The sequence below is a fragment of the Rhodococcus sp. G6(2025) genome (genome assembly GCF_058628105.1).
In genome coordinates this window covers 6161950-6187448 of the sequence record NZ_CP179750.1, presented here as the reverse complement: position 1 = coordinate 6187448, position 25499 = coordinate 6161950, and the positions used below count along the sequence as shown (strand labels likewise).

Genomic DNA, 25499 nt, shown 5'->3' with positions numbered 1-25499 from the left:
ACCGTTCATCGGGGGACCGGCGATCCCTGGCAGCGTCCCGGTGGGTCCGGCACAGTTGATGCATGAACCGCTCCGAGTTGGCCGACTTCCTCCGCCGTCGCAGGGAACAGCTGGTTCCGGCCGACGTCGGACTGCCACCGGGTGTACGCCGGCGGACGCCGGGGCTCCGGCGCGACGAGGTGGCGATGCTCGCGGGAATGTCGACGGATTACTACACCCGACTCGAGCAGGCCCGCGGCCCGCATCCGTCGACGCAGGTCCTGGCGTCGATCGCGCGGGCGTTGCGGCTGACCGACGATCAGCGAGACCATCTCTACCTGTTGTCGGGTCAGGTGCCGCCGATGCGGGCCGCGGGCAACAAACACGTCGGACCGGGACTGCTGCACCTGCTCGACAAGCTCGACGACACCCCGGGCTGCGTCATCTCGGACCTCGGGGAGGTGCTGGTCCAGAATCGCATGCACGTGATCCTGTTCGGCGACGCGACCCGGTATTCGGGTCTCGACCGGTACGTGCCGTGGCGGTGGTTCGCGCACTCCGGCGAGCGCGGGATGTTCCCCGAGGACGATCACGAGCGGCTCGCCGGAAACCACGTCGCGGATCTGCGGGCGACGGCTGCCCGGCGGGCCGGTGACGCCGACGTGACGGAATTGGTGGACCGCCTCTACGAGAGCAGCGCCGAGTTCGCGGCGCTCTGGGACAGGCACGATGTGGCCGTCCGCAGGTCCGACACCAAGACCGTCCTCCACCCCGAGGTCGGACGCATCGACCTCGTCTGCGAGACGCTGCTGACCCCGAGCGCCTACCAGCATCTGCTCGTGTACATGCCGCAGCCGGGCTCCGACGCGCGGGCCAGGCTCGACCTGTTGCGGGTGATCGGCACCCAGCAGATGGTCTGATCAGGTGGTGAGTGGCCCGACCCGGGCCACGGCCCGCAGGGCGTCGTCGACCAGGAACCACACGGTCAGCGACGTCTCGTCCCGCCTCGAACGCAGGACGATCCGGTCGGTCGACACGATGGGCGAAAGGTATTCGAGCACGGCGCGATGGGGATTGTCGACGAGGCGACCGCCGCCCGGATGCTCGTGGTCGGCGAGCAGTTCTTCGACGGCCTGCCAGTAGACGGCGTTGTTGACGTGGTCGAACGGGTCGATATCGGTGCGGCGTAGAACGAACTCGGTATCCACGATGCCGTCTTCCTCGGCGGCCGGCGCATTCTCGACGAGCCAGCGCTTCCATTTGAGCCGGTGTTCCTCCGCCGACTCGCCGAGGCGTTCGATGAACCCGTCGTCGATGCGGGTGGGCATTCCCGTTTCGCCGCTGATGTGGATCCAGAAACCTTCGGTCTCGATGAGGGCGCCCGCCTCACCCTCGATCTGGACCCGCATGTTCGTCCAGCGGGTAGAGAGCGCGGAGCACCAGCGCCGGAGGTGCACCCGCTCGGGCCATACCGCCGGTCGTACGACGTCGATGACGGTGCGCCGGACGATCCACAGCGGGTGACTGTCGGCGGCGTCGACCGCGTCGAGGTTGTCCAGTCCGGCGTCCTGCAGATACCGCGCGATCCCGTCGAGGCGCAGGCGCTTGGCGGCATCGATGTCGCCGGTGCGGACCGGCCAGGACGTCTCGAAGAAGCGGCCGCGTGCGGGGACAGCGGCGAGGGGTCGGTCGAGTGCCAAGATGCGGTTCCTTCGCTCGAGGACGGAGCCCCGATTCTTCCATCCCGGCGCCGGTGCTTGTTTGCGGACGCGATTCTCAGTACAGTTCATATAACTGTTACTACGTGTAACACAAACGAGTTCGATGGTCCGGACAGGTGTGAGGAAACCGCAATGGCATATGTCATCACCCAGGCGTGCTGCAACGACGCGAGCTGCGTCTCCGCATGCCCCGTGAACTGCATCCATCCGACACCGGAGGAGCGGGAATTCGCGCAGACCGAGATGCTGCACATCGACCCGGAAACCTGCATCGACTGCGGGGCCTGCGTCGACGCGTGTCCGGTCGACGCGATCTTCCCGGAAGACAAGCTCATCGGCTCGCTCACGCGCTACAAGGACATCAACGCCGAGTACTACACGACCAACCCCATGCCGACCGGGTGGATCCCCCTCACACCCGCGACCCCGCCGCGCCGCGACCTCGGCAAGCTCCGGGTCGCCGTCGTCGGCGCCGGCCCGGCGGCCTGCTACGCCGCCGGTGAACTGCTCGAACGGTCCGACGTCGAGGTCGAGATGTTCGAGAAGCTCCCGACCCCGTGGGGACTCGTCCGCGCGGGTGTCGCACCCGACCATCCCGGCACCAAGGAGGTGACCCGGATGTTCGAGTGGAGCCTCGACCGGCCGAACTTCGAGTTCCACCTCAACGTCGAGGTCGGCAAACACGTCACCCACGACGAGCTGCTGGAGAATCACCACGCCGTCATCTACGCCGTCGGGGCGTCGAGCGACCGGCGTCTGGGGATCCCGGGCGAGGATCTTCCCGGCGTGCACGCCGCCACCGAGTTCGTGGCCTGGTACAACGGCCACCCGGACTACGCGGAGCGCACGTTCGACCTGTCCGCGAAGCGCGCGGTGATCGTCGGCAACGGCAACGTCGCGCTCGACGTGGCCCGCATCCTCACGATGAACGTCGAGGAGCTGGAACGGACGGACATCGCCGATCACGCTCTCGCCGCGCTGCGGCGCAGCAACATCGAGGAAGTCGTTCTGCTCGGCCGCCGCGGGCCTGCGCAGGCCGCCTACAGCAACCCCGAGTTCCTGGCGCTCGGCGACCTCGAGAACGTGGACGTCGTCATCGACGACGCCGATCTCGACCTCGACTCGGCCAGTGAGGCACTGCTCGACGATCCGGCCACCGCGATGAAGGTCCGGCTCGCGCGGGAGTTCGCGCAGCGTGCCCCGCGGCCCGGACACAAGCGCATCGTGTTCCGCTACCTGACGTCGCCGCTCGAGGTCACCGGTTCCGGCAAGGCCGAGGCCCTGCGCTACGGACGCAACGAACTGGTGGTCGACGACTCCGGCGCGTTGTCCGCCCGGGCTCGCGGCGAGGAGGGTTCGCTGGACACCTCGCTCGTGCTGCGCTCCATCGGCTACCGCGGCAACCCCGTCGGTGGTGTCGCGTTCGACGAGAAGCGCGGCGTGATCCCCAACGAGCACGGCCGGGTCACCGACCGGGTGTACGTGACCGGATGGATCAAGCGCGGACCCAGCGGCGTCATCGGCACCAACAAGGCGTGCGCGAAGGAGACGGTGTCGTCGCTGCTCGCAGATTTCGAGGCCGGAAAACTCCTCGGCACGGTCGGCACCCGCAAGGACGTGAAGAAGCTGATCGAGCGGCGCCAGCCGGAACAGATCGGGTTCCCCGGCTGGCGGGCGATCGACAAGGCGGAGACCGGCCGCGCGGCGGGGTCCGGCCGGCCCCGCGTGAAGATGACCGACAAGGTCGAGCTGGTGTCCGTCGCCCGCAAGCGGAAGCGGCTGTTCGCTCGTTGACGCCTCTCGCCGCCCCTGCGCGTCTAGTGTTTCGAGCATGCGCGCAGTGGTGGTGACGGAGCTGTCGGGGCCGGGCGGCATGACGCTGCAGGACGTACCCGAACCGGCGGCCGAGGGGCTCATCCTGATCGACGTCAAGGCCAGCGGCGTGTGCTTCCCCGACCTGCTGATCAGCTACGGCAAGTATCAGCTCGGCCCCGAGTTGCCGTTCGTTCCCGGCGCCGAAGTTGCGGGTGTCGTGGTGTCGGCACCGGTCGACAGCGGATTCGAGCCCGGACAGCGGGTGCTCGCGGCGTCGCAGGTCGGCGGTTACGCCGAACGGGTCGCGGTGCCGCCGGCGCAGGTGCTGCCCATTCCGTCGATCCTGGATTTCGACGAAGCGGCGTCGCTGATCGTCAACTACCAGACGATGGAATTCGCGCTGGAGCGCCGGGCCCGGCTGCGGGCAGGCGAAACCGTCGTCGTCCTCGGCGCGGCGGGTGGGGTGGGGACGTCCACCATCCAGCTGGCCAAGGCGCACGGCGCCCGCGTGATCGCGGTGGTGCGCCGGGACGGCGCCGACGACTTCCTGCGCGAACTGGGGGCCGACGAGGTCGTCCGCCTCGACGACGGCTGGGGCGCCCGGGTCCGTGAGCTGACCGGCGGCCGCGGCGCGCAGATCGTGGTCGACCCGGTCGGCGGCGACGCGTTCGACGAGGCCGTCCGGGTGCTGGCCCCGGAAGGCCGGCTGGTCGTGATCGGTTTCGCGGGAGGGACGATCCCCGAGGTGAAGGTGAACCGGGTGCTGTTCCGCAACATCAGCATCGTGGGTGCGGCGTGGGGTGAGTTCATCCGGACCGAACCGACTGCGCTGGAAGAGGCGCATGCCGCGTTGATCCGGCACGTCGAACGCGGACTGCGTCCCGTGGTCACCTCGCGGTATCCCCTCGAGCGGGCCGCGGACGCACTGCGTGACCTCGAGGCAGGCCTCGTGCTGGGTAAAGCGGTGCTCGTCCAGGACTGAACCCGCAGGTCCAGGCTGCCGCCGGGGGATGTGATACCTGACACCATTTATTCGGTTGCGCCATAGTTGCCCTTGGGCAATAGTTGCATGAGCGCTAGCATTCGAGGGTGCCCGACAAATCTCCTGATCTTCTCTTCGAACTACTCAACGATTTCTTCACCCAACTGTTGAGTGCGGGGGAGTCGGAGTCGATGGACAACCTCATCGAACTGGACCTCACGTTTTCGCAGGTGCGCATGCTCTTCGCGCTGGTTCAGCACGGTGAGCCACTTCCGATCAACGAGGTGGCCGAGCGGTTGCGGCTCTCGGTGGCCGCAGCGGGTCGGAACGTCGATCAACTCGTGAAACTGGGTCTGGTCGTTCGCCGGGAGGACGAACGCGACCGGCGGGTCAAGCGGGTCTCCCTGTCGGAGGCCGGACATAAGGTCGCTACCCAGCACGTCGAATGCAAGCGTGATCAGTTGCGACGGTTCGCATGGCGGGTTCCGGAGATCGAGCGGACTCGGCTGATCGAGGCACTACAACCGATCCTCGCGGGGGAGTCCCTGCGAGAACTCAACCAGGAGATACTCGGATGACATCGCCGACCGCCGCGAACGCGGCGCCCGACAAGCTCGACGGCACGGTCCTCAAGATCGCGTCCGTGGTGGTGCTCGGTGCCATCATGTCGATCCTCGACGTCACCGTCGTCAGCGTCGCGTTGCCGACGTTCGCCACGGAGTTCGACACCACGTACGCCACCGTCGCGTGGACGATGACCGCGTACACGCTCGCCCTGGCCACCGTCATCCCCGTCACCGGGTGGGCGGCCGACCGATTCGGCACCAAGCGCCTCTACATGACGGCGCTCGTGCTGTTCGTGCTCGGCTCGGTGCTGTGTAGCTTCGCGTGGGACATCACGTCGCTCATCGGCTTCCGCGTCCTGCAGGGCCTCGGCGGCGGCATGTTGATGCCGCTCGGCATGACGATCATGACGAAGGCGGCCGGCCCCGACCGTGTCGGCCGGGTCATGGCGGTTCTCGGAATCCCCATGCTGCTCGGCCCCATCGGTGGTCCGATCCTCGGCGGCTGGCTGATCGAGGCGGCGAGCTGGCACTGGATCTTCCTGATCAACCTGCCCATCGGCATCATCGCCCTGGCTGCCGCGTTCATCATCCTGCCCTCCGACAACGCGTCGCCCTCGGAGTCCTTCGACTTCCTCGGCATGCTGCTGCTCTCGCCGGGTCTGGCTCTGTTCCTGTTCGGTGTGTCGTCCATCCCGGAGGTGGGCACGGTCGCTTCGGCTCGCGTGCTCGTGCCCGGTGCGATCGGCCTGGCGCTGATCGTCGCGTTCGTCGTCCACGCACTCCGCAAAGATCACCCGCTGATCGACCTGCACCTGTTCAAGAACCGGCAGCTGTCGGTCGCGGTCATCACGACCTCGCTGTTCATCGTCGCATTCATGGGTGCCGGTCTGCTGTTCCCCAGCTACTTCATCCAGGTCGGTGGTCACACCACGCTCGCCGCCGGTCTGCTGATGGCTCCGCAGGGTATCGGCGCGATGCTGACCATGCCGGTGGCCGGACGTCTCGTCGACAAGATCGGCCCCGGCAAGATCGTGCTGACGGGTCTGCCGTTGATCCTGATCGGTCTGGGTGTCTTCACGCAGGTGGCGTCGGACTCGCCGACCTGGCTGCTGATGGGTGCGCTGTTCGTGATGGGCATGGGCATGGGCTGCACCATGATGCCGCTGATGACGGCAGCGATCGTCACGCTGTCCAACGAGCAGGTCGCGCGCGGTTCCACGCTGATGAACATCGTCCAGCAGACCGCCGGTTCGATCGGTACCGCCGTCATGTCGGTGGTCCTCACCAACCAGCTGCTCGATCGCGGTCTCGACAGTCAGACGGTCGCGATGCAGCACGTGCCCGAGGTCGCCGCACAGGAGCCTCCCGGAATGGTGGATCAGGTCCTGAGCCAGGCCGCCGATGCGTTCGGCAACACGTTACTGGTCGCCACCGTGCTGATCGCCTTGACGCTCATCCCGGCGTTCCTGCTGCCGCGGAAGAAGTCGGTCAACCCGAAGCTCGAGGCCGAAGGTGCCCCGACGGTCATGATGCACTGATCAGGTTCGTTCGATCCGAACGTCGCCGAGGGCGGCAAGCGCACTGCGCTTGCCGCCCTTCGTCGTTCCCGGAATAGGACGAGGTGGTTGAATGTTGCAATAGTTTCATGCAAACGCATGGAGTTCTGGCGCGAGAGGAACAGCTATGCAGTTCGGAATCTTCACCGTCGGCGACGTGACCCCCGATCCCACCACCGGCCGTACCCCCACCGAGCACGAGCGCATCAAGGCGATGACGACCATCGCCAAGCATGCGGAGGACGTCGGGCTCGACGTGTTCGCCACCGGCGAGCACCACAACCCGCCGTTCGTGCCGTCGTCCCCGACCACCATGCTCGGCTACCTCGCAGCGCAGACCGAGAAGATCATCCTGTCGACGTCCACGACGCTGATCACCACCAACGACCCGGTGAAGATCGCCGAGGACTACGCGATGCTGCAGCACCTCGCGGACGGCCGGGTGGACCTCATGATGGGTCGCGGAAACACGGCCCCCGTCTACCCCTGGTTCGGGCAGGACATCCGCCAGGGGATTCCGCTGGCGCTCGAGCACTACCGGCTGCTGCGCCGGCTGTGGGACGAGGACGTCGTCGATTGGCAGGGACAGTTCCGCACCCCGCTGCAGGGGTTCACGTCCACGCCGCGTCCGCTCGACGGCATCGCGCCTTTCGTGTGGCACGGCTCGATCCGCAGTCCGGAGATCGCCGAAATCGCGGCGTTCCACGGTGACGGTTTCTTCGCCAACAACATCTTCTGGCCGAAGGAGCATTACATCGCCCTGATCAACCTCTACCGCGAGCGGTACGAGCACTACGGTCACGGCCGCGCGGACCAGGCGATCGTCGGACTGGGCGGGCAGGTGTTCATGCGCCGGAACGCCAAGGACGCCGTCGACGAGTTCCGGCCCTACTTCGACAACGCCCCCGTCTACGGCCACGGGCCGAGTCTCGAGGACTTCACCGAGCAGACCCCGCTGACCGTCGGCACACCGGAGCAGGTGATCGAGAAGACCCTGACGTTTGCCGACTTCTTCGGCGACTACCAGCGGCAGTTGTTCCTCGTCGACCATGCGGGACTACCCCTGAAGACGGTGCTCGAGCAACTGGATCTGCTCGGCGGCGAGGTCGTGCCCGTGCTGCGCAAGGAGTTCGCTGCCCGCCGACCTGCCGGCGTGCCGGACAACCCGCCGACGCACGCGTCGATGAAGGCCGATCGCGAGCCCGTCGATGCCGCCCGTCAGTAGGACCGAACGCGCGGCCGAGGCGTGGGAGGCACTCTTCCGCGCCCAGGTCGCGGTGATGCGCAACCTCGCCGCCGACGACGTGTGGGACGAGCTGAGCATGCGCGAATACGACGTGCTGTTCACGCTCGGCCGGGCCCCCGGGCGCAGACTGCGTCTGCACGATCTCAACCGGGAGATCCTGCTCAGCCAGCCGTCGCTGAGCCGGCTCGTCGAGCGGCTGGCCGGGTCCGGATTCGTCACGCGGGAATGCGATCCGGGCGACCGCCGGGGGACCGTCGTCGCTTTGACGGACGAGGGTGCTCGTGTGCAGAAGTCCGTCGGACGTCGGCACGCGGCGAGCATCCGGAGACACGTCGGCCCGGCACTGTCCGACGACGAACTCGACACGCTCACCGAGCTCTGCGCGAAACTGCGCGGCGCACAGGGCTGACGGAAGGCACGATGGAACAGTGAGCAATCTGGAGACGAATTCGGTGGAAGAGCGGTGCGAGTCGCACCCCGACGGCGGGGGCATCCAGGTGCTCGGCGCGCGCGAGGTCCCGCTCGGCGGTCCCCGCGCGATGCCGGTCCGGCGCACCCTCCCGCAGCGGGAGCGGTCGCTGATCGGAGCCTGGTGCTTCGCCGACCACTACGGTCCGGACGACGTCGGGAACACGGGCGGGATGAACGTTCCGCCGCACCCACACACCGGACTGCAGACGGTGAGCTGGCTGTTCACCGGCGAGATCGAGCACCGCGACAGCATCGGTTCGCACGCGATGGTGCGTCCCGGTGAGCTCAACCTGATGACCGCGGGTCGGGGGATCGCGCACTCCGAGGTCTCGACCCCGCAGACGCGCATCCTGCACGGCGCGCAGCTGTGGGTCGCGTTGCCGGCGTCGGCGCAGGACGCGGATCCGGCGTTCGAGACGTACGCACCCGACCCGGTCGAACTGGACGGCGCGAGCGTGCGGGTGTTCCTCGGGAGCACGGCGGGCTCCACCTCGCCGGTCCGCACGTTCACGCCGCTGCTCGGCGCGGAGATCCTCCTGGAGCCGGGCGCCGACGTCACCCTCGACATCCAGCGCGGCTTCGAGGTCGGGGTGCTCGTCGACGAGGGTGAGGTGCAGCTGCGCGGGACAACGCTGCGGTGGGCGGAACTCGGCTATCAGCCGCCCGGGGAATCGCTGGTGGCGCTGCGCAACACGGGCGGGACCCGGGCCCGGCTGCTGCTGCTCGGTGGTGAGCCGCTGGGCGAGCAGGTGATCATGTGGTGGAACTTCCTCGGCCGTAGCCACGAGGACATCGTCGGCTACCGCCGCGAGTGGCAGTCCGAGCTCCGGGGCTCGGCGCCCGCCGACCCCCGGTTCGGCACGGTCGAGGGTTACGACGGCGATCCGCTGCCCGCACCCGAACTGCCGAACAGCCGGCTGAAACCGCGTGGCTGAGACGTCGGCGAATCAGTAGCTGGTCATCGACGTGTTGGCGCCGCAGAGCACCACACAGAGCGGCTTGTCGTCGGCGGGGGCGAGCTGTCCGGTGACGATCGCAGCGAGAGCCGCGGCGGTGCCGTGCTCGACGACGATCCGGAACTCCTCCCACAGCAGTGTTCGCGCGTCGATGAGGGCGTCGTCGTCGACGATCAGGCTGGACACGGGCCGCGACCGGACGGTGTCCCAGGCGATGGAACCGATCTTGGTGGCGCCCAGGGAATCGCCGGCGATGCTGTCGATGTCGATGTCCACGGGCTGCCGGGCGGCGACCGCGGAGTGCAGCGTCGCCGCTCCGCTCGGTTCCACGCCGTAGATGCTGTCGTCCTCGCCGCTGCCTGCGACGACACCGGAGAGCAGTCCGCCGCCGCCGACGGCGATCACGTAGGACAGCGGCTCAGCGACGTCGTCCTGGATCTCGAGGGCGATGGTGCCTGCCCCGGCGACGATGTCGGGGAGATCGTAGGCGTGCAGGGCGAGGGCGTTCGAGGACGTCGCGAGTTCGTCCGCATACTCGGCCGCCTCGGCGTATCGAGCACCGACCTTGCGCACGTCCGCGCCGAGCGCGATCAGCTTGTCGATCTTGACGTCGGGCGCCGTGACGGGGACGACCACCGTGCACTTCACGCCCCGCAGCCGCGACGCCCAGGCCGCGCCGATGGCGGCGTTCCCGCCGGACGCGATGACGACACCCGCATCGTCGAGCCGCCCGTCCTCCTCTGCGTGGAGCAGCGCGTTGAGGCTGCCCCGCACCTTGAACGAGCCACCGTACTGCAGGAACTCGAGTTTGAAGATCACCGGTACGGCGCCGCGCACAGTGGGGACGGTGGCACGGAACGTGGGTGTCCGGCGGATCAGGCCGGTGATGCGCTCACGCGCCCTGTCCACGGATGCGCGGTCGACGGATTCAGCCATGGTCCCATCGTTCCATCCCGTGCGGCCGCGACTACCGCGGCTGCTTGACCGTCGCCGTGCCTTGGGCGGCGGCGCACAGTACCTCCGAGCCGTCGTCCTGCACCGCGTAGATGTCGCACCGGCACAACGCCTGCCGCCGGGTCGACGCGTCGGCTCGGGCGTCCGCCCGCAGCAGCACGCCCTGGGCGGGGCGGAGGTAGGTGATCGTGAAGCCCGCGGTCATGATGTTCGCGCCGAGTACGGTGCCCGCGGCGAACGTCAGAGCGTTGTCGGCGGCGTACGACAGGACGCCGCCGTGCACGAAGCCGTTCTGTTGCCGCAGTTCGTCCCGGACGGGGATCTCGAGGGTGGCGCCGCCCTCGCCGAACTGGGTCATGCGGGCGCCGACCAGCATGCTGAACGGCTGGGCCGCCAGCACGGCCTGCGCGGTGTCGGCGGTGAGTGCGACGTCCACTGTCATGCCTCTACTCCTGGTTCCGTAGCGAATTCCACGCGGCGCGCGCCAGTTCGGGCGCCACCGCGGTGGGGTCGGTGGTCATGGCGCCCGCGAGCCACTGGCGGGAGTACTCCTGGGCTGGGCCCAGCCACAACGCGTAGAGCACGTCGAAGTCGAACCGGCGGACCGTTCCGTAGTGTTCGTGGACCCGCCACCAGTGGGTGACGTCGCGGAAGAACGCCGCGTTGGTGGAATCGGCCCGCCCGTCGATGCCCGGGGGCCGGGGCGCGGCGAGGATGGTGGCCCGCTGCGGGTTGCCGGACACCCACTGCAGGTGGCGGACGACAGCGCCTTCCACTCCCGACCGCGCATCGGCGCATTCCGAGAGCGCGGCCCGGAATCCGTCCTGATAGTTGGCGAGCGCGCGTAACCAGACCTGGAGGTACAGCTCTTCCTTGTTCGGGAAGTGGTGGTAGACGGCTCCCACGCTGACACCGGCCTCGTGCCGGATGTCGGCGAGCCGGGTCGCGAGGACGCCGCGGCGGGCGAAGTGGCCCTCCGCCGCATCCAGCAACAGACTTTGAATCGGCACATACCGAATATAGTTCGGTCATGGTCGCGGGGGAAGCGAGTTCGCAGGTTTACGGCGAAGGGCGACGTCGTTCCTGGGACGATGAGGACGTGCGCAACCCGCGACAGCCCCGACGGATCACGCCCCGAACGGGACGTCTGGTGTCCCCGCCGCCTCGCCCGCTCCGACGCCCGGGTCCGCCGCCCACGCAACTCCACGAGTTCGAGGCCGCCGGCCTCCTCGACGGACTCAGCGGATCGGATCGCTCTGCGCGCATGGGGGTCCTGAACACCCTGATCGAGGACGGGGTGTCGATCGACGAACTCCGCGCCGCCTCGCGGACCAATCGGCTCGCGCACCTGCTGCTCGAGCACGCGCTGGCGCCGAAGGGCCGGTACGGCATCGACGAGATCTCCGAGAAGACCGGCGTCACCGTGGAGGATGCCCGTCGGTGGTTCCGGGCGATCGGCCGGGGGGCGTCGGAGGACGGGACGTTCTACGACGACGGCGACCTCGACCTCGCGCGCGGACTCAAGCAGTACCGGGATCTGGGGCTCGACGAGAGCGGAATCTTCGCGGCCGCCCGGGTCCTCGGCCGCAACCTCTGGACGGTCGCCGACGCCGCGGACGCGCTCCTGCAGGAGCGGCTCGAGGCGACGCGCGATCACCCCGAGGTGGCCCTGCGGTATGCGGTGGAGGTGCGGCGCATAGCGGATTTCGAGGCGCAGATCCTGGCTCATCTCATCGCCACCACTCTGCGCCACCAACTGCGCTCCGATGCGGTGGGTATCGCCAGGGACTCGAACCTGCAGGTTCGGGGGGCGCAGGAGATCGGCGTCTGTTTCGCCGACCTCGTCGGATTCACGCTGCTCGGTGAGCAGGTGGCGCCCGCCGATCTGGGGCGGGTGGCCGAGCGGCTCGATGGGATGGCCACCGATCTGGTGCTTCCGCCGGTGCGTCTGGTGAAGACGATCGGCGACGCCGTCATGTTGGTCTCGGCCGATCCCAACGCGCTGGCGTACACCGCGCTCGACCTCGTGCAGGCCGCCCGCGCCGAGGGGCTTCCGCCGCTGCGGGCCGGGATCGCCTGGGGCACAGCCGTGCCGAGCGCGGGCGACTGGTTCGGCAGGCCCGTGAACATGGCCAGCCGCGTCGTCGCGGTCGCGCCGTCTCACGAGGTGGTCGTGACCGGCGAGTTCTACGACGAACTCGACACCGACGAGTTCTGGGGCGAACCGGCGGGCAGTCACCGGCTCAAGGGGATCGACGTCCCCCAGGAGCTGTTCGGGATCGGCCGCCGATCCGTCGCCTGAGCGGCGCGGCTCCGAAAACGTGTCGTACCCCCGCGATATCGTCATGGCACAGCTCACAGAAGCACATCGAGTGAGGCGCATCATGACTGGCGATTCGGGCGCAGACTGGCATTTCTACGCGGTGGTCGAAACCGCGGTGGACGGCGGTCACACGCTCGCCGCGTTCGGGCCGCGACCCACGGCGCTCGACGCGCTCCGGCTTGCCGTGCATTCGGTCAACCACACCGCGTATTCGGTTCTGGAACAGGGCATCGCGGGTGATCCGCGTGCCGAGGCGAGCGTCGTCGAGCGGTTGCCGATCACGTCGTTCACGATCAGGCGGCACAGCCGCAGCGCGAGTGAGCTCGACGTCCGCTGGATGCTGAACGGCGGCAGGCATCACCGGCAGGGCTACCGCGGTTCCGTCGTGAGGTAGTACTCGAGCACCGGCCCGACCCAGCGCATCAGCTGCTCGTGCGTCATGTTCGCCACGGGCGGCACCCGGAGTACGTAGCGGGAGAAGGCGAGTCCGAGGACCTGCGACCCGACGAGGGCCGCGCGTTCGTCCGGGCGGTCCGCCGTGACCACGGCCAGCGCGGGCGCTACCTGGCGGGCGAAGACCTGCAACATCGCCTCGGCGGCCCGCGGGCTGCTCGCGGCCGCGCGGAGCAGGGGGAGGAACGCGCCGTCGTTCTCCCACACCGCGAAGAAGCGCGGCATGAGCACGGCCGCGAGGTCCTTCGCGGGAACGTCGTGGAGGTCGGGCAGGTGCAGATCGAATTCGGCGGCCTCGGCGAACAGTGATTCCTTGTTGCCGAAGTATCGGACCACCAGTGCGGGGTCGACGCCCACATCGGACGCGACGGCGCGCATCGTCGTGCGTTCGTAGCCGTCGGTGCCGAATCGGGCGCGGGCGGCGTCGAGTATCGCGGCGCGGGTGGCGACGGCGGAGCGGGCGCGGCGGTCGGGCATTCCCAGAGTGTAAGTCAACAGCTGTTGACCTCGCGCGGGGATGCGCCTACCGTGGAAGTCAACGGTTGTTGACTTAGTCGGGACGCTTTCGATCGGAGGCAACGTCATGACGCACATCGACGTGGTGGTGATCGGCGCGGGACCCACCGGATGCATGCTCGCGGGAGAGCTGGCGGCGGCGGGCCGATCGGTGACGGTGCTGGACAAGCGCGCCGCACCGTCCACCCTCAGCCGCGCATTCGGCGTCCACGCCCGCACCCTCGAACTGCTCGACGCCCGCGGACTCGCCGACCGACTCGTCGCCACCGGCGCCGCCTCGCCGGGTCTGAAGCTGTGGCGCGGTGCAGCGCTGAACCTCGGACGCCTGCGGTCCCGGTTCCCGTTCGTCCTCGTCACCCCGCAGCGGAACGTCGACACCCTCCTGGAGGAACACGCCCGGGACCGCGGCGCCGACATCATCCGCGGGTTCACCGTGACCGGGGTGGAGCAGGACGGGAACGGCGTCCGTGTTCACGGCCACCACAGTTCGGGACGCGACAGCACGTTCCACGCGATGTATGCGGTCGGTGCGGACGGCGCGCACAGCGCGGTCCGGACGATGATCGGGCAACCGTTCCCCGGCAAGGCCGTGCTGTGGTCGATCATGCTCGCCGACGTCGAACTCGAGAACCCACCCGACAATCTCGTGACCGTCAACGCCGTCCGCGACGGATTCGCGTTCATCGCACCATACGGCGACAACCTGTTTCGCGTGATCGCCTGGAACCGGCGGCATCAGGTGGACGACACCGCGCCCGTGGATCGGGAGGAACTGCGCAGCACCATCGAGGTCGCCATGGGCACGGACTACGGCCTCGGCGGCGTGCGCTGGCAGTCGCGTTTCCACAGCGACGAACGGCAGGTCCCGCAGTATCGGACGGGTCGGGTGTTTCTCGCCGGCGATGCAGCCCACGTGCATTCGCCTGCCGGTGGGCAGGGAATGAACACCGGCATTCAGGACGCCGTCAATCTCGGCTGGAAACTCGCGGCCGTCCTGGACGGCGCGGACGACGCGGTTCTCGACACGTACCACTCCGAGCGGCACCCGGTGGGACGGCTGGTTCTGCGGTCGAGCGGTGCCACGATGCGCATGATGATCGTCCGGCCGTGGATCCTCCGGAAGCTCCGGAACGGGGCAGTGGCGGCGCTTCTCTCCTTCCCGCCGATCGGCGACGCGATCGCCCGGATGTTCTCGGGGATCGGAATCGGGTACGGCCACGCCGCCGGTGAGAGCACCCTGGTCGGCCGACGTGCCGAGGACCTGCCCACCGACGGCGGACGGCTGTACGAGGTGATGCGCTCGGGCGGTTTCGTCCTGGTCACCGCGCCCGGGGCTCCCGTCCTGGGCGGTGTCCACGCGGTGACCCGGACCGACGAGGGCCCCGCACTGCTCGTGCGTCCCGACGGCTACATCGCCTGGGCGGGCGACAGTGCGTCCGGCCGGTGGCGGGACGCCCTGGAACGGTGGACGGCCCGCACGTCGAACGGTGCCCGGCCGGTCAGCCGGTGACGTCCGAACGGCTGTTGAACGCCTGCGCTCGCAGGTCTCGGGCGAGATGATCCCGTTGCTCGAGCACCAGCCGTCGTAGCGCGGCGGGCGCATCGGCGTTGGTATCGAGCCATCCGTCCGCCGCGTCGAGTGTGGGCTCGGACGGGAACAGCCCGACCACGATCCGCCGCGCGATTTCGATACTGCGCTCCTCCCACACCGAGCGGATCGAGGCGAAGTAGTCGGCGGCGTAACCCTCGACGAGGTCGTGCCGGGCGCCTGCGCGGAACCCGGCGATGATCGCCCCGAGATGTTCGTTGGACAGTGTGCGGTCGTGGAAGATCGATTCCCAGGCCTTCGCCTTCACGTCCGGGTCCGGTCGCGAGAAACTCGCCCGCAGGTACGCGGTGCGACCGGAACCGGTGTCGTCGCGGCGCAGCTCCCCGTCGAGGTCCGCGTCGTCGGCGTGTCCGGTGGCGGCGAGCGCGCCCCAGAATCCCCAGCGCAGATCCGGGTCGAGCGACAGCCCGGTCGGTACCGACCCGCCGGACTCGAGAATCGATCGGATGCCGGCCGCGCGACTGCCGTCCATCGCCGCTGCGGACGCCACCGCCCGTGCCCAGGCGAGTTGGCTTCCCGAACCAGGCGTGGCGTCCCACAACGTGCGCCAGGTGTGCTCGAGCCAGTCGAGACGGGCAGAGTCGCGCGACGTCACGGGGAGGAAGTGCTCGATCGCATAGGGGGCGTTGGCCTGCACCGACGTGAGGAGGGTCAGGTGCGACTCCGCCGGTGAGAACCGCTGGGCCATCGACAGATACCGCGTGGCACCCAGTTCGCTGTCGCGGGTCGCGTTCCACAGCGACGACCAGATCAGGCCCCGCGCCAGCGGGTCGCGCAGCCGGTCGAGCGACGTCTCGACGGTGGTCAGCGATCGGTCGTCCAGCCGTACCTTCGCGTACGTCAGGTCGGCGTCGTTGAGCAACACGAGCGGCGCGTCGGCGAGGTCGATCGGGGTGCGGGCGTCGGTGAGGTCGACCTCGACCCGCTGCACGCACACGAGGTCGCCGGTCCCGTCGAAGTCGTAGCGCCCGACGCCGAGCCGGTGCGGACGCGGATCGGTCTGCACGATCGCGGCGCGCCCGTCGGCGCCGCGCTGCAGGCTCAGTGCGGACACGCCGGTGGTCTGCAGCCAGGCGCGCGCCCAGCTCGTCAGATCCCGGCCCGACGTCGCCGACAGTTCCGTCAGCAGATCCGTCAGGGTGGTGTTCCCGAAGGCGTGGGCGCGGAAGTAGCGGCGTGCCCCCTCGAAGAACGCATCACGCCCGGCGTACGCGACGAGTTGCTTGAGGACGCTGGCGCCCTTCGCGTACGTGATGCCGTCGAAGTTCAGTTTCGCGGCCTCGAGGTCGACGATGTCCGCGACGATCGGATGCGTCGTCGGCAACTGGTCCTGCAGGTACGCCCATGCCTTGCGACGGTTGGCGAAGGCCACCCACGCGCCGGTCCACCGGGTGGCCTCCGCGTTGGCCAGTGCGCCCATGTAGTCGGCGAACGATTCCTTGAGCCACAGGTCGTCCCACCACACCATCGTGACGAGGTCGCCGAACCACATGTGGGCCATCTCGTGCAGGATCGTGTTCGCCCGGCCCTCGTACTGGGAGTCGGTGGCGGCGCCGCGGAACACGTACGCCTCGGTGAATGTCACACAGCCGGGGTTCTCCATGGCGCCGAGGTTGTACTCGGGGACGAACACCTGGTCGTACTTGCCGAACGGGTAGGGGTAATCGAAACCGTCGGTGAAGAACCCCAGCCCCTGCCGGGTGATCTCGAAGATCGTGTCCGCGTCGAGGTACTGCGCAAGCGAGGCGCGGCAGAGGACGCCCAGCGGGATCGGGACGTCGCCGCCACTCCATTCCGAGTCGACCCGGTGGTAGGGCCCGGCCACGACCGCGGTGATGTAGGTGGAGATCGGCAGTGTCGGCGCGAACGTGACGACCTGCCCGCCGGTGGTGTCTTCCCGTTCGGCGACCTGCTGGTTGGAGACCACCTCCCACTCCTTCGGCGCGGTGACGACGAACGTGAACGGCGCCTTCAGGTCCGGCTGTTCGAAGCACGCGAACACCCGCCGCGCGTCCGCCGGTTCGTACTGCGTGTACAGGTACGTCTGCCCGTCCGCCGGGTCGAGGAACCGGTGCAGACCCTCACCGGAACGGCTGTACTCGGCCCGGGCGGCGACGATCACGACGTTGGATTCACGCAGCCCGGTCAACGCGATGCGGGCGCCGTCGTAGTCGACGGGGACGTCGGCGCCGTTGACCGTCACCGACTCCACACCGGCGCCGAGGAAGTCGAGCCAGGTCGTGGACGTGCGGGCGGTGAACTCGACGGTCGTGGTGGTCGCGAACGTCCCGACCTCCCGGTCGACGGCGCCGAGTACGTCCAGTTCCACCCGATAGCCGAGAACGTCGATCGCGCGGGAACGTTCGGCGGTTTCGGCTCGGGTCAGGTTCGCTGTGCTCACGCGTCGATCCTGCCAGCCCCGCCCGCAGGCCGTGCCGCTACCGGTTGCTCAGGACGGAGCCGACGCCGGCCGCGACGACGAGCGCGATCGCGGCCAGCGACTGCAGTCCGAGGACCTGCCCGAGCACGATCACCCCGGCGAGGGTCGCGGCCGCAGGCTCGAGCGCGATGAGCACGGCGAACACCTTCTTGCTCATCACCTGCAGCGCCCGTAGCTCGAGCGAGTACGGAATCACCGACGACAGCAGCGCCACCGACGCGCCCACGGCCAGGATCCGGGGGTCGAACAGTGCGGTGCCGCCGGACACCGCGCCGAGCGGAAGCGTCAGGGCCGCCGCGACGATGCTCGCGCCGGCCAGGCCGTCCGCGCTGGGAACCGTTGCCGCGAGGTTCGAGCCGGCGACGATGTAACCGGCCCACGCCGCCCCGGCGGTGAGGGCGAATGCCACCCCCACGAGGTCGAGGGACTCGGCACCCGAGTTCTCGCGCAGGCCGAGCATGACCACCCCGGTCAGCGCCGCCAGCACCCACACACCGTCCCGCAGTCTTCGCGACAGCACGGCGGCGAGGGTGAGCGGCCCCAGGAACTCGATGGTGACGGCGGTGCCGAGCGGGAGCCGCGCGAGGGCCTCGTAGAACGCCGAATTCATGACGGCCAGCGCCACTCCGAGTGCGAGGATGCCCTCGCGTTGCGTTCGTGTCCACCGTCGCCACCGCGGCCGCACGATCACCCCGAGGATGATCGCCGCGATCGTCAGCCGCAGCGACACCGCGCCACTGGCGCCCACCGCCTCGAACAGGGTGCTCGCGAAGGCGGCGCCGAACTGGACGGACAGCACCGATCCGAGGACCGAGACGACGGGAAGAAGCTGACTGCGCGGCTCGGCTGTCACCGGTGTGCGATGCCCGGGTTCACTGGCCGGTGAAGTTCGGGCTGCGGCGATCGAGCATCGCGCCGACCGCCTCGTGATGGTCCGCGGTGTGATGGGCGAGCGACTGCATGGCCGCCGACAGTTCGAGGAGGCTCTCGAGGCTCTGGTGACGGCCCTCGCGGAGCAGCTTCTTGGTCATCCGCAGCACCTGCGGCGGGTTGACCGCCACCCGCTCGGCGAGCGCCCGTGCCGCGCCGAGGAGTTCCTCGGGTTCGGTGACCTGCGAGACGAGTCCCCACTCGAGGGCTTTCGCGGCGTCGATCGCGTCGCCGGTGAACGCCATCTCGCTGGCGCGCGCCATCCCGACGGCCTGCGGCAGGAACCAGGCGCCGCCGTCGCCGGGAACGAGTCCGACCTTGACGAAGCTCTCCGCGAACACGGCGGCCGTGGAGGCGATCCGCATGTCGCACATCAGCGACAGGTCGCATCCGGCACCGATCGCGGGTCCGTTGACGGCGGCGATGGTCGGCACCTCACAGTGGTAGAGGGCCAGCGGAATGCGCTGGATGCCGTGCCGGTAACCCTGCCGCAGGTCGGCGGGGGAGCCGCCGAACATTCCGGCGCGGTCGCGCATGTGCTTGACGTTGCCGCCGGAGGAGAACGCCGAACCCGCACCCGTGACGATCGCGACGCGCACGCTGGGATCACCGTTGACGTCGGCCACCGCATTCTCGAGCGCCTCGATCACGTCCGGCTCGGAGATCGGGTTGCGCGCCTCCGGACGGTTGAGCGTCCAGGTGACGATGTCGCCTTCGCGGGTGGTGAGCACGGCGTCGGTCATGGACGACTCCCTCGGGTGTGAGCGCGGATTCGAGACCGTCCCAGTCTGTCATTGCGCTCAGATGCCGGTGCGCCGTACCAGTGCGTCGGTGGCGGACGGCGCGAACGTGCCGAGCACCCGGAACAGTTCGGCGTAACTGGGGAGCAGTTCGATCGGCCGGGTGCGCACGGCGGTAACGAACCATTCCGCCGCCTGCTCGGGAGTCAGGGCAGCCATCGCGTCGTAGTCCGTGGTGGGCGCGATCATCGGAGTCCGGACCAAGGGAAAGTCCAGGGTGGTCACGGAGATTCCGCGGTCGCGCACTTCGGCGCCGAGGCTTCGGCCGAACGCGCCGACGGCCGCCTTGGACGCGTGGTAGGCGGAGAACTTGGGCATCACGCCGGCGGGTACTCCCCACGTCGCGACGTTGATGATGTGGCCCTCGCGGCGCTCGATCATCGACGGGAGCAACGCGAGGGTCAGTCGCGTCGAGCCGAAGTAGTTGACGGCCATGGTGCGCTCGAAGTCGTGGAATCGGTCCAGCGAATCCTCGACCGTCCGCCGGATCGACCGCCCGGCGTTGTTGACGAGGACGTCGACGGGGCCGATCTCCCCGAGCACCTGAGCGACGAGGGCGTCGACGGACTCCGGGTCCGTGAGGTCGCAGGGGACGGCGTGCGCGTCGCAACCGGACCGCAGGATGTCGTCGCGCACGGACTCGAGGGCGTCGGAGCCGCGGGCCACGAGGACCACCTCCGCGCCGAGGGCGCCGAGCCGGCGTGCGGCCGCTTCCCCGACCCCCGAGGAACCACCGGTGACGAGGATTCGTTTCCCGGCGATGCGATGGCCGGTTCCCGGTACGACTCGGGCGGCCAGTGCGCGCGGGGAGGGGAGAGGGTTGAGCGCGGCATGGGTGAGCAACTGTCGTATCACGTGACCAGCGTGGCAGCTCGCCGGACGATCCGCAGCCAAATAACAATCAATCGTGCTTGCTTTTTTATCGGGCCGGTGTGATGCTGGTCGCATGGCTGAACTGCAGAGGTTCATCGACGACTTGTGCGCCGAGAGCGATTCACTGGATGCCCTGGTCGCCGACCTCCCCGACTCCCGCTGGGCCGATCCGACACCGGCCGAGGGCTGGACCATCGCCCACCAGATCGGACATCTGCTGTGGACCGACGAGGCCGCCCTCCTGGCGATCACCGACCCCGACGGCTTCACCGAGCAACTGACGGTGGCCGCCTCGAACCCGGCCGGCTTCGTCGATGCCGGCGCCGAGGAGCACGCCCGGCGGCAACCTGCGGAACTGCTCGAGGCCTGGCGCTCGGCCCGGGCTCGACTCGCGGAGGCTCTCCTGGCGGTGCCGCCGGGACAGAAGATCCTCTGGTACGGCCCGCCGATGAAGGCGGCCTCGATGGCCACCGCCCGCCTGATGGAGACGTGGGCGCACGGCCAGGACGTCGCCGACGCGCTCTCGGTGCCGCGCACACCCACCGAGCGGTTGAAGAGCATCGCCCACCTCGGTGTCCGCACCCGCGACTTCGCCTACGCCGTTAACGAACTCGCCCCACCCACGGAGGAGTTCCGCGTCGAACTGACCGCCCCCGACGGAGTGTCCGTCTGGACGTGGGGACCCGAGGATGCCGCGCAGAAGGTCACCGGGCCCGCCGAGGACTTCTGCCTCCTCGTCACGCAGCGCGCGAACCGAGCGGATCTCGCCCTCGAGGCCACCGGCGCGGATGCGGACGCGTGGCTGAACATCGCTCAGGCCTTCGCGGGCCCCGCGGGCGGCGGCCGTGAGGCGGGAACCCGATGACCGTGCGGATCGGCAACTGCTCCGGCTTCTACGGCGACCGCCTGTCGGCGATGCGCGAGATGCTCGAAGGCGGCGAGCTGGACTATCTGACCGGCGACTACCTCGCCGAACTCACCATGCTGATCCTCGGCCGCGACCGCATGAAGGACCCGAATCGCGGCTACGCCAAGACGTTCCTCCGTCAGGCGGAGGACTGCCTCGGGCTGGCCCTCGACAAGGGAGTCCGCATCGTCGCCAACGCCGGCGGCCTCAACCCGGGCGGTCTCGCGGACGCGTTGCGGGAGGTGAACGACAAGCTGGGGCTGCAGGCGACGATCGCCCACGTCGAAGGCGACGACCTCATCGGCCGGGCCGCCGAACTGGGCCTGGGCAGCCCGCTGACCGCCAACGCCTACCTCGGCGCGTGGGGCATCGTCGAATGCCTGAATGCCGGTGCCGACGTCGTCGTCACCGGGCGCGTCACCGACGCGTCCGTCATCGTCGGCCCGGCCGCCGCGCACTTCGGCTGGCAGCGAGACGCTTTCGACCAGCTCGCCGGCGCCGTGGTGGCGGGGCACGTCATCGAGTGCGGCACCCAGGCGACGGGCGGCAACTACGCGTTCTTCACCGAGATCGACGACCTCGACCGTCCCGGATTCCCGATCGCCGAGATCGACTCGGACGGTTCGTCCGTCATCACCAAGCACCCCCTGACCGGCGGCGCCGTGAACGTCGGCACCGTCACCGCGCAGTTGCTGTACGAGATCACCGGTGGCCGCTACGCCGGTCCGGACGTGACCGCGCGGATCGACTCCGCCGCACTGTCGCAGGACGGACCCGACCGCGTGCGCATCAGTGGCGTCGTCGGGGAGGCACCGCCGCCGCAGCTCAAGGTGTCACTGAACACGCTCGCGGGATTCCGCAACGAGGCCGTGTTCGTCCTCACCGGCCTCGACATCGAGGCCAAGGCTGCCCTGGTGAAACGGCAGCTCGAGGGGTGGCTTCCCACGCGGCCGGCCGAACTCGACTGGTCGCTCGCCCGCACCGATCACCCGGACGCCGACACCGAGGAGGCCGCGAGCGCGCTGCTGCGCTGCGTGGTCCGGGATTCCGACGCCAACGCGGTCGGACGCGGATTCTCCTCCGTCGCAGTCGAAATGGCATTGGCGAGCTACCCGGGCTTCACGCTGACGGCGCCCCCCGGGCAGGGGCAGCCCTACGGCGTGTTCACCCCGGGATACGTGTACGCCAAGGAGGTGCCGCACGTCGCGGTGCTGCCGGACGGAACGCGCGTCGACATCGAACCCGCCACCGACGTCCGCGAACTCGAGGACGTCGCCGAACCCGCGCTCCCGGAGCCGCGGGGTGCCGAACCCACGGTCCGGGTGGCGCTCGGCACCATCGCCGGAGCGCGCAGTGGGGACAAGGGCGGCAACGCGAACGTCGGTGTGTGGGTGCGTACCGACGAACAGTGGCGGTGGCTGGCCCACGCCCTGACCGTCGACGAAGTCAAGCGCCTCCTCCCGGAGGCCGCCGACCTCACCGTCACGAGATATGTGCTGCCGAAACTGCGCGCCGTCAACTTCGTGATCGAGGGAATCCTCGGGCAGGGCGTCGCGTCCCAGGCCCGGTTCGACCCGCAGGCCAAGGGTCTCGGCGAATGGCTGAGATCCCGGCACCTCGACATACCGGAAGCACTTCTTCCCGAAGGGACAACGTTGTGAGCGTGTGGGACACACCCGAGCGGCAGGAACTGCGCAAGACGGTGCGCAGCTTCGTCGAACGACAGATACTGCCGCACCTGGACGAGTGGGAACGCGACGGCGAACTGCCCCGCGCGCTGCACCGGGAGGCCGCCGAGCTGGGTCTGCTCGGCGCCGGCTTCCCCGAATCCGTCGGAGGCGAGGGCGGTGACCTCGTCGACGCGGTACTGATCTGCGAGGAATTCCACCAGGCGGGTGCATCGGGTGGCGCGTTCGCTTCCCTGTTCACGTCGGGAATCGCGCTGCCGCACCTCGCAGCGGCCGGTGACCCGGAGCAGATCGAGAAGTGGGTCCGCCCCACCCTGCGCGGCGAGCTAATCGGCTCCCTCGCCATCACCGAACCCGGCGGCGGTTCCGACGTCGGGCATCTGCGGACCACGGCGGTCCGCGACGGCGACCACTACGTCGTCAACGGATCCAAGACGTTCATCACGTCTGCTGTCCGGGCCGACTTCGTGGTCACCGCCGTCCGCACCGGCGGTCCCGGCGCATCGGGGGTCTCCCTGCTCGTGATCGAGAAGGGCACACCGGGCTTCGAGGTGGCACGCAAACTCGACAAGATGGGCTGGCGTGCGTCGGACACGGCCGAGTTGTCGTTCGTCGACGCCCGGGTGCCCGCCGCCAACCTGGTCGGCGAGGAGAACAGCGGGTTCGCGCAGATCGCCCAGGCATTCCTCACCGAGCGCATCGCCCTCGCCGCGCAGGCCTATTCGAGCGCGCAACGGTGCCTCGACCTCACGCTGCAGTGGGTGCGCGACCGCGAGACGTTCGGCCGTCCGCTGATCAGCAGGCAGTCGGTGCAGAACACGGTCACGGAGATGGCGCGCAAGACCGACGTGGCCCGCGTCTACACCAGAGCGCTGGTGGAGCGTTCGCTCGTGTCGAACGAGGACTTCATCGCGGAGGTCTGCTTCGCGAAGAACACCGCCGTCGAGTCGGGCGAATGGGTGGCCAACCAGGCCGTCCAGCTGTTCGGCGGCCTCGGCTACATGCGGGAGAGCGAAGTGGAACGGCAGTACCGCGACATGCGCATCCTCGGGATCGGTGGCGGTACCACCGAGATCCTGACGGGGCTCGCGGCCAAGCGATTGGGGTATCAGTCATGACCACGTTGAAGTCCACGCTGGACACGAGTTCCGAAGAGTACACCGCGGCGGCGAAGGCCATGACGGACAAGCTCACCGAGATCGACACCGAGCACGCCAAGGCACTCGCTGGCGGCGGCGAGAAGTACACCGAGCGGCACAAGAAGCGCGGCAAGCTCCTCGCCCGGGAGCGCATCGAACTGCTCCTCGACCCCGACTCGCCGTTCCTCGAACTGTGCCCGCTCGCGGCGTGGGGCAGCGACTTCCCGGTCGGCGCCAGCACTGTCGTCGGTATCGGCGTGGTGGAGGGCGTCGAGTGCCTGATCGTCGCCAACGACCCGACGGTCCGCGGCGGCACCAGCAATCCGTGGACGTTGCGGAAGGGATTCCGCGCCAACGACATCGCCCGGCAGAACCGGCTCCCCGTCATCTCCCTCGTGGAATCCGGCGGCGCCGACCTTCCCACCCAGAAGGAAGTGTTCATCCCCGGTGGCCGCATGTTCCGCGACCTCACCCAGCTCTCCGCCGCGGGTATCCCGACCATCGCCCTCGTCTTCGGCAACTCGACGGCCGGCGGCGCGTACATCCCCGGCATGTCCGATCACGTCGTCATGATCAAGGAACGGTCCAAGGTGTTCCTCGCCGGACCGCCGCTCGTGAAGATGGCCACCGGTGAGGAATCCGACGACGAAACCCTCGGCGGCGCCGAGATGCATGCCCGCAAGTCCGGCCTCGCCGACTACTTCGCGGTCGACGAGCAGGACGCCATCCGGATCGGCCGCAGCATCGTCAAGCGCCTGAACTGGAAGAAGCAGGGTCCCGCGCCCCGGGCCGAGGTCATCGAACCGCTCGAGGACCCCGAGGAACTGCTCGGCATCGTCCCCGCCGACCTCAAGATCCCGTTCGATCCCCGCGAGGTGATCGCCCGCATGGTCGACGGCTCCGATTTCGACGAGTTCAAGCCGATGTACGGATCGTCACTCGTCACGGGCTGGGCCGAACTGCACGGATACCCGGTGGGCATCCTCGCCAACGCGCGCGGCGTTCTGTTCAGCGAGGAATCGCAGAAGGCCACCCAGTTCATCCAGCTCGCCAACCGCTCGCACACACCGCTGTTGTTCCTGCACAACACGACCGGCTACATGGTGGGCAAGGAGTACGAGGAGGGCGGGATGATCAAGCACGGGTCGATGATGATCAACGCCGTCTCCAACTCCACCGTCCCGCACATCTCGATCCTGCTCGGCGCGTCCTACGGCGCCGGCCACTACGGCATGTGCGGACGCGCATTCGATCCGCGCTTCCTGTTCGCCTGGCCCAGTTCCAAATCCGCCGTGATGGGTGGGGCGCAGCTGGCCGGTGTCATCTCCATCGTCAGCCGCGCCTCTGCCGAGGCCCGCGGGCAGGCGTTCGACGAAGAGGCCGACGCCGGCATGCGCGCCATGATCGAGAACCAGATCGAGGCGGAATCCGTGCCGATGTTCCTGTCCGGTCGCCTCTACGACGACGGCGTGATCGACCCGCGCGACACCCGAACCGTGGTGGGAATGTGCCTGTCGGCCATTGCCAACGCCCCGATCGAAGGCGCCGAGAACTTCGGCGTCTTCCGGATGTGAG

24 protein-coding genes are annotated in these 25499 nt (G+C 68.9%); 15 read left to right on the top strand and 9 right to left on the bottom strand.

Annotated elements, in window-relative coordinates:
• Nucleotides 1-62 precede the first annotated feature (62 nt).
• A complete protein-coding gene (locus ACLIVD_RS28615) occupies nt 63-899 on the top strand; it encodes a helix-turn-helix transcriptional regulator (protein ID WP_317570095.1) in 837 nt (278 codons plus the stop codon).
• Here the strand turns inward: ACLIVD_RS28615 and ACLIVD_RS28610 are convergent, their stop codons facing one another.
• Nucleotides 900-1679, bottom strand: a complete 780-nt coding sequence (locus ACLIVD_RS28610) for an acyl-[acyl-carrier-protein] thioesterase (RefSeq protein ID WP_280779939.1) — start codon at nt 1677-1679, stop codon at nt 900-902.
• A gap of 153 nt (nt 1680-1832) precedes the next feature.
• On the opposite strand from ACLIVD_RS28610, the gene ACLIVD_RS28605 reads away from it, so the two are divergent.
• From ACLIVD_RS28605 to ACLIVD_RS28575, 7 genes are all read left to right on the top strand, one after another.
• Nucleotides 1833-3494, top strand: coding sequence for an FAD-dependent oxidoreductase (locus ACLIVD_RS28605; RefSeq protein ID WP_280779940.1), 1662 nt, complete (start codon nt 1833-1835; stop codon nt 3492-3494).
• Nucleotides 3495-3531: 37 nt separating this feature from the next.
• Nucleotides 3532-4497, top strand: a complete 966-nt coding sequence (locus tag ACLIVD_RS28600; protein WP_491931037.1) for an NADPH:quinone oxidoreductase family protein — start codon at nt 3532-3534, stop codon at nt 4495-4497.
• A gap of 107 nt (nt 4498-4604) precedes the next feature.
• The gene (locus tag ACLIVD_RS28595; protein ID WP_491931036.1) at nt 4605-5075 is read left to right on the top strand and encodes a MarR family winged helix-turn-helix transcriptional regulator; all 471 of its coding nucleotides are present in this window, start codon (nt 4605-4607) and stop codon (nt 5073-5075) included.
• Nucleotides 5072-6601: a DHA2 family efflux MFS transporter permease subunit gene (locus tag ACLIVD_RS28590; protein WP_491931035.1), complete on the top strand. Its 1530-nt coding sequence runs from the start codon at nt 5072-5074 to the stop codon at nt 6599-6601. The genes ACLIVD_RS28595 and ACLIVD_RS28590 overlap by 4 nt, the downstream gene beginning before the upstream one ends.
• Before the next feature lie 145 nt (nt 6602-6746).
• Nucleotides 6747-7844 (top strand): LLM class flavin-dependent oxidoreductase, encoded by a 1098-nt coding sequence (locus ACLIVD_RS28585; RefSeq protein WP_009474646.1) that lies wholly within the window; start codon nt 6747-6749, stop codon nt 7842-7844.
• Complete coding sequence (locus ACLIVD_RS28580; protein WP_491931034.1) at nt 7828-8274, top strand: MarR family winged helix-turn-helix transcriptional regulator; 447 nt, start codon at nt 7828-7830, stop codon at nt 8272-8274. Before ACLIVD_RS28585 ends, ACLIVD_RS28580 begins: the two co-directional genes overlap by 17 nt.
• 19 nt (nt 8275-8293) lie before the next feature.
• Entirely contained in the window at nt 8294-9271 is a 978-nt protein-coding gene (locus ACLIVD_RS28575) for a pirin family protein (protein WP_491931033.1), read from the top strand.
• Between the two features lie 12 nt (nt 9272-9283).
• On the opposite strand, the gene ACLIVD_RS28570 is transcribed toward ACLIVD_RS28575, so the two are convergent.
• From ACLIVD_RS28570 to ACLIVD_RS28560, 3 genes are read right to left on the bottom strand one after another with little or no spacing between them, the layout of a single operon-like run.
• Nucleotides 9284-10228, bottom strand: a complete 945-nt coding sequence (locus tag ACLIVD_RS28570) for a serine/threonine dehydratase (protein WP_105418824.1) — start codon at nt 10226-10228, stop codon at nt 9284-9286.
• 31 nt (nt 10229-10259) lie between these two features.
• Nucleotides 10260-10688: a PaaI family thioesterase gene (locus ACLIVD_RS28565; protein WP_005258207.1), complete on the bottom strand. Its 429-nt coding sequence runs from the start codon at nt 10686-10688 to the stop codon at nt 10260-10262.
• 4 nt (nt 10689-10692) lie between these two features.
• The gene (locus ACLIVD_RS28560; protein WP_283352889.1) at nt 10693-11256 is read right to left on the bottom strand and encodes a TetR/AcrR family transcriptional regulator; all 564 of its coding nucleotides are present in this window, start codon (nt 11254-11256) and stop codon (nt 10693-10695) included.
• 89 nt (nt 11257-11345) lie between these two features.
• Between ACLIVD_RS28560 and ACLIVD_RS28555 the strand changes: the two genes are divergently transcribed.
• Nucleotides 11346-12548: an adenylate/guanylate cyclase domain-containing protein gene (locus ACLIVD_RS28555; protein WP_283331307.1), complete on the top strand. Its 1203-nt coding sequence runs from the start codon at nt 11346-11348 to the stop codon at nt 12546-12548.
• 82 nt (nt 12549-12630) lie between these two features.
• Nucleotides 12631-12963: a hypothetical protein gene (locus tag ACLIVD_RS28550; protein WP_491931032.1), complete on the top strand. Its 333-nt coding sequence runs from the start codon at nt 12631-12633 to the stop codon at nt 12961-12963.
• Here ACLIVD_RS28550 and ACLIVD_RS28545 read toward each other — a convergent pair.
• Nucleotides 12939-13499, bottom strand: coding sequence for a TetR/AcrR family transcriptional regulator (locus ACLIVD_RS28545; RefSeq protein ID WP_280779948.1), 561 nt, complete (start codon nt 13497-13499; stop codon nt 12939-12941). The genes ACLIVD_RS28550 and ACLIVD_RS28545 overlap by 25 nt on opposite strands.
• A 106-nt stretch (nt 13500-13605) precedes the next feature.
• Here ACLIVD_RS28545 and ACLIVD_RS28540 point away from each other — a divergent pair, with 106 nt between their 5' ends.
• A complete protein-coding gene (locus ACLIVD_RS28540; protein ID WP_491931031.1) occupies nt 13606-15048 on the top strand; it encodes an FAD-dependent oxidoreductase in 1443 nt (480 codons plus the stop codon).
• On the opposite strand, the gene pepN is transcribed toward ACLIVD_RS28540, so the two are convergent.
• From pepN to ACLIVD_RS28520, 4 genes are read right to left on the bottom strand one after another with little or no spacing between them, the layout of a single operon-like run.
• On the bottom strand, nt 15038-17548 hold the full coding sequence (pepN, locus tag ACLIVD_RS28535; RefSeq protein ID WP_491931030.1) for an aminopeptidase N: 2511 nt from the start codon (nt 17546-17548) through the stop codon (nt 15038-15040). The two genes, ACLIVD_RS28540 and pepN, sit on opposite strands and share 11 nt — an antisense overlap.
• 37 nt (nt 17549-17585) lie before the next feature.
• Nucleotides 17586-18440, bottom strand: a complete 855-nt coding sequence (locus ACLIVD_RS28530; protein ID WP_491931029.1) for an EamA family transporter — start codon at nt 18438-18440, stop codon at nt 17586-17588.
• A 19-nt stretch (nt 18441-18459) separates the two neighbouring features.
• Complete coding sequence (locus tag ACLIVD_RS28525) at nt 18460-19260, bottom strand: crotonase/enoyl-CoA hydratase family protein (RefSeq protein WP_280779951.1); 801 nt, start codon at nt 19258-19260, stop codon at nt 18460-18462.
• A gap of 57 nt (nt 19261-19317) precedes the next feature.
• Nucleotides 19318-20286 (bottom strand): SDR family oxidoreductase, encoded by a 969-nt coding sequence (locus ACLIVD_RS28520; RefSeq protein ID WP_491931028.1) that lies wholly within the window; start codon nt 20284-20286, stop codon nt 19318-19320.
• On the opposite strand from ACLIVD_RS28520, the gene ACLIVD_RS28515 reads away from it, so the two are divergent.
• From ACLIVD_RS28515 to ACLIVD_RS28500, 4 genes are read left to right on the top strand one after another with little or no spacing between them, the layout of a single operon-like run.
• Complete coding sequence (locus ACLIVD_RS28515) at nt 20264-21055, top strand: TIGR03084 family metal-binding protein (protein ID WP_491931027.1); 792 nt, start codon at nt 20264-20266, stop codon at nt 21053-21055. The genes ACLIVD_RS28520 and ACLIVD_RS28515 overlap by 23 nt on opposite strands.
• Nucleotides 21052-22758, top strand: a complete 1707-nt coding sequence (locus tag ACLIVD_RS28510; RefSeq protein ID WP_491931026.1) for an acyclic terpene utilization AtuA family protein — start codon at nt 21052-21054, stop codon at nt 22756-22758. The genes ACLIVD_RS28515 and ACLIVD_RS28510 overlap by 4 nt, the downstream gene beginning before the upstream one ends.
• Nucleotides 22755-23903 (top strand): acyl-CoA dehydrogenase family protein, encoded by a 1149-nt coding sequence (locus ACLIVD_RS28505; RefSeq protein ID WP_105418844.1) that lies wholly within the window; start codon nt 22755-22757, stop codon nt 23901-23903. The genes ACLIVD_RS28510 and ACLIVD_RS28505 overlap by 4 nt, the downstream gene beginning before the upstream one ends.
• A complete protein-coding gene (locus ACLIVD_RS28500) occupies nt 23900-25498 on the top strand; it encodes an acyl-CoA carboxylase subunit beta (protein ID WP_491931025.1) in 1599 nt (532 codons plus the stop codon). The genes ACLIVD_RS28505 and ACLIVD_RS28500 overlap by 4 nt, the downstream gene beginning before the upstream one ends.
• The last annotated feature ends 1 nt before the right edge of the window (nt 25499 follow it).

What these genes read in the sequence shown, in the direction of transcription:
- ACLIVD_RS28590 (WP_491931035.1), top strand. Translation starts at nt 5,072, where the DNA reads ATGACATCGCCGACCGCCGCGAACGCGGCGCCCGACAAGCTCGACGGC.
- ACLIVD_RS28585 (WP_009474646.1), top strand. Translation starts at nt 6,747, where the DNA reads ATGCAGTTCGGAATCTTCACCGTCGGCGACGTGACCCCCGATCCCACC.
- ACLIVD_RS28615 (WP_317570095.1), top strand. Translation starts at nt 63, where the DNA reads ATGAACCGCTCCGAGTTGGCCGACTTCCTCCGCCGTCGCAGGGAACAG.
- ACLIVD_RS28540 (WP_491931031.1), top strand. Translation starts at nt 13,606, where the DNA reads ATGACGCACATCGACGTGGTGGTGATCGGCGCGGGACCCACCGGATGC.
- ACLIVD_RS28605 (WP_280779940.1), top strand. Translation starts at nt 1,833, where the DNA reads ATGGCATATGTCATCACCCAGGCGTGCTGCAACGACGCGAGCTGCGTC.
- ACLIVD_RS28570 (WP_105418824.1), bottom strand. Translation starts at nt 10,228, where the DNA reads ATGGCTGAATCCGTCGACCGCGCATCCGTGGACAGGGCGCGTGAGCGC.
- ACLIVD_RS28580 (WP_491931034.1), top strand. Translation starts at nt 7,828, where the DNA reads ATGCCGCCCGTCAGTAGGACCGAACGCGCGGCCGAGGCGTGGGAGGCA.
- ACLIVD_RS28550 (WP_491931032.1), top strand. Translation starts at nt 12,631, where the DNA reads ATGACTGGCGATTCGGGCGCAGACTGGCATTTCTACGCGGTGGTCGAA.
- ACLIVD_RS28515 (WP_491931027.1), top strand. Translation starts at nt 20,264, where the DNA reads ATGGCTGAACTGCAGAGGTTCATCGACGACTTGTGCGCCGAGAGCGAT.
- ACLIVD_RS28500 (WP_491931025.1), top strand. Translation starts at nt 23,900, where the DNA reads ATGACCACGTTGAAGTCCACGCTGGACACGAGTTCCGAAGAGTACACC.
- ACLIVD_RS28525 (WP_280779951.1), bottom strand. Translation starts at nt 19,260, where the DNA reads ATGACCGACGCCGTGCTCACCACCCGCGAAGGCGACATCGTCACCTGG.
- ACLIVD_RS28565 (WP_005258207.1), bottom strand. Translation starts at nt 10,688, where the DNA reads ATGACAGTGGACGTCGCACTCACCGCCGACACCGCGCAGGCCGTGCTG.
- ACLIVD_RS28520 (WP_491931028.1), bottom strand. Translation starts at nt 20,286, where the DNA reads ATGAACCTCTGCAGTTCAGCCATGCGACCAGCATCACACCGGCCCGAT.
- ACLIVD_RS28510 (WP_491931026.1), top strand. Translation starts at nt 21,052, where the DNA reads ATGACCGTGCGGATCGGCAACTGCTCCGGCTTCTACGGCGACCGCCTG.
- ACLIVD_RS28600 (WP_491931037.1), top strand. Translation starts at nt 3,532, where the DNA reads ATGCGCGCAGTGGTGGTGACGGAGCTGTCGGGGCCGGGCGGCATGACG.
- ACLIVD_RS28545 (WP_280779948.1), bottom strand. Translation starts at nt 13,499, where the DNA reads ATGCCCGACCGCCGCGCCCGCTCCGCCGTCGCCACCCGCGCCGCGATA.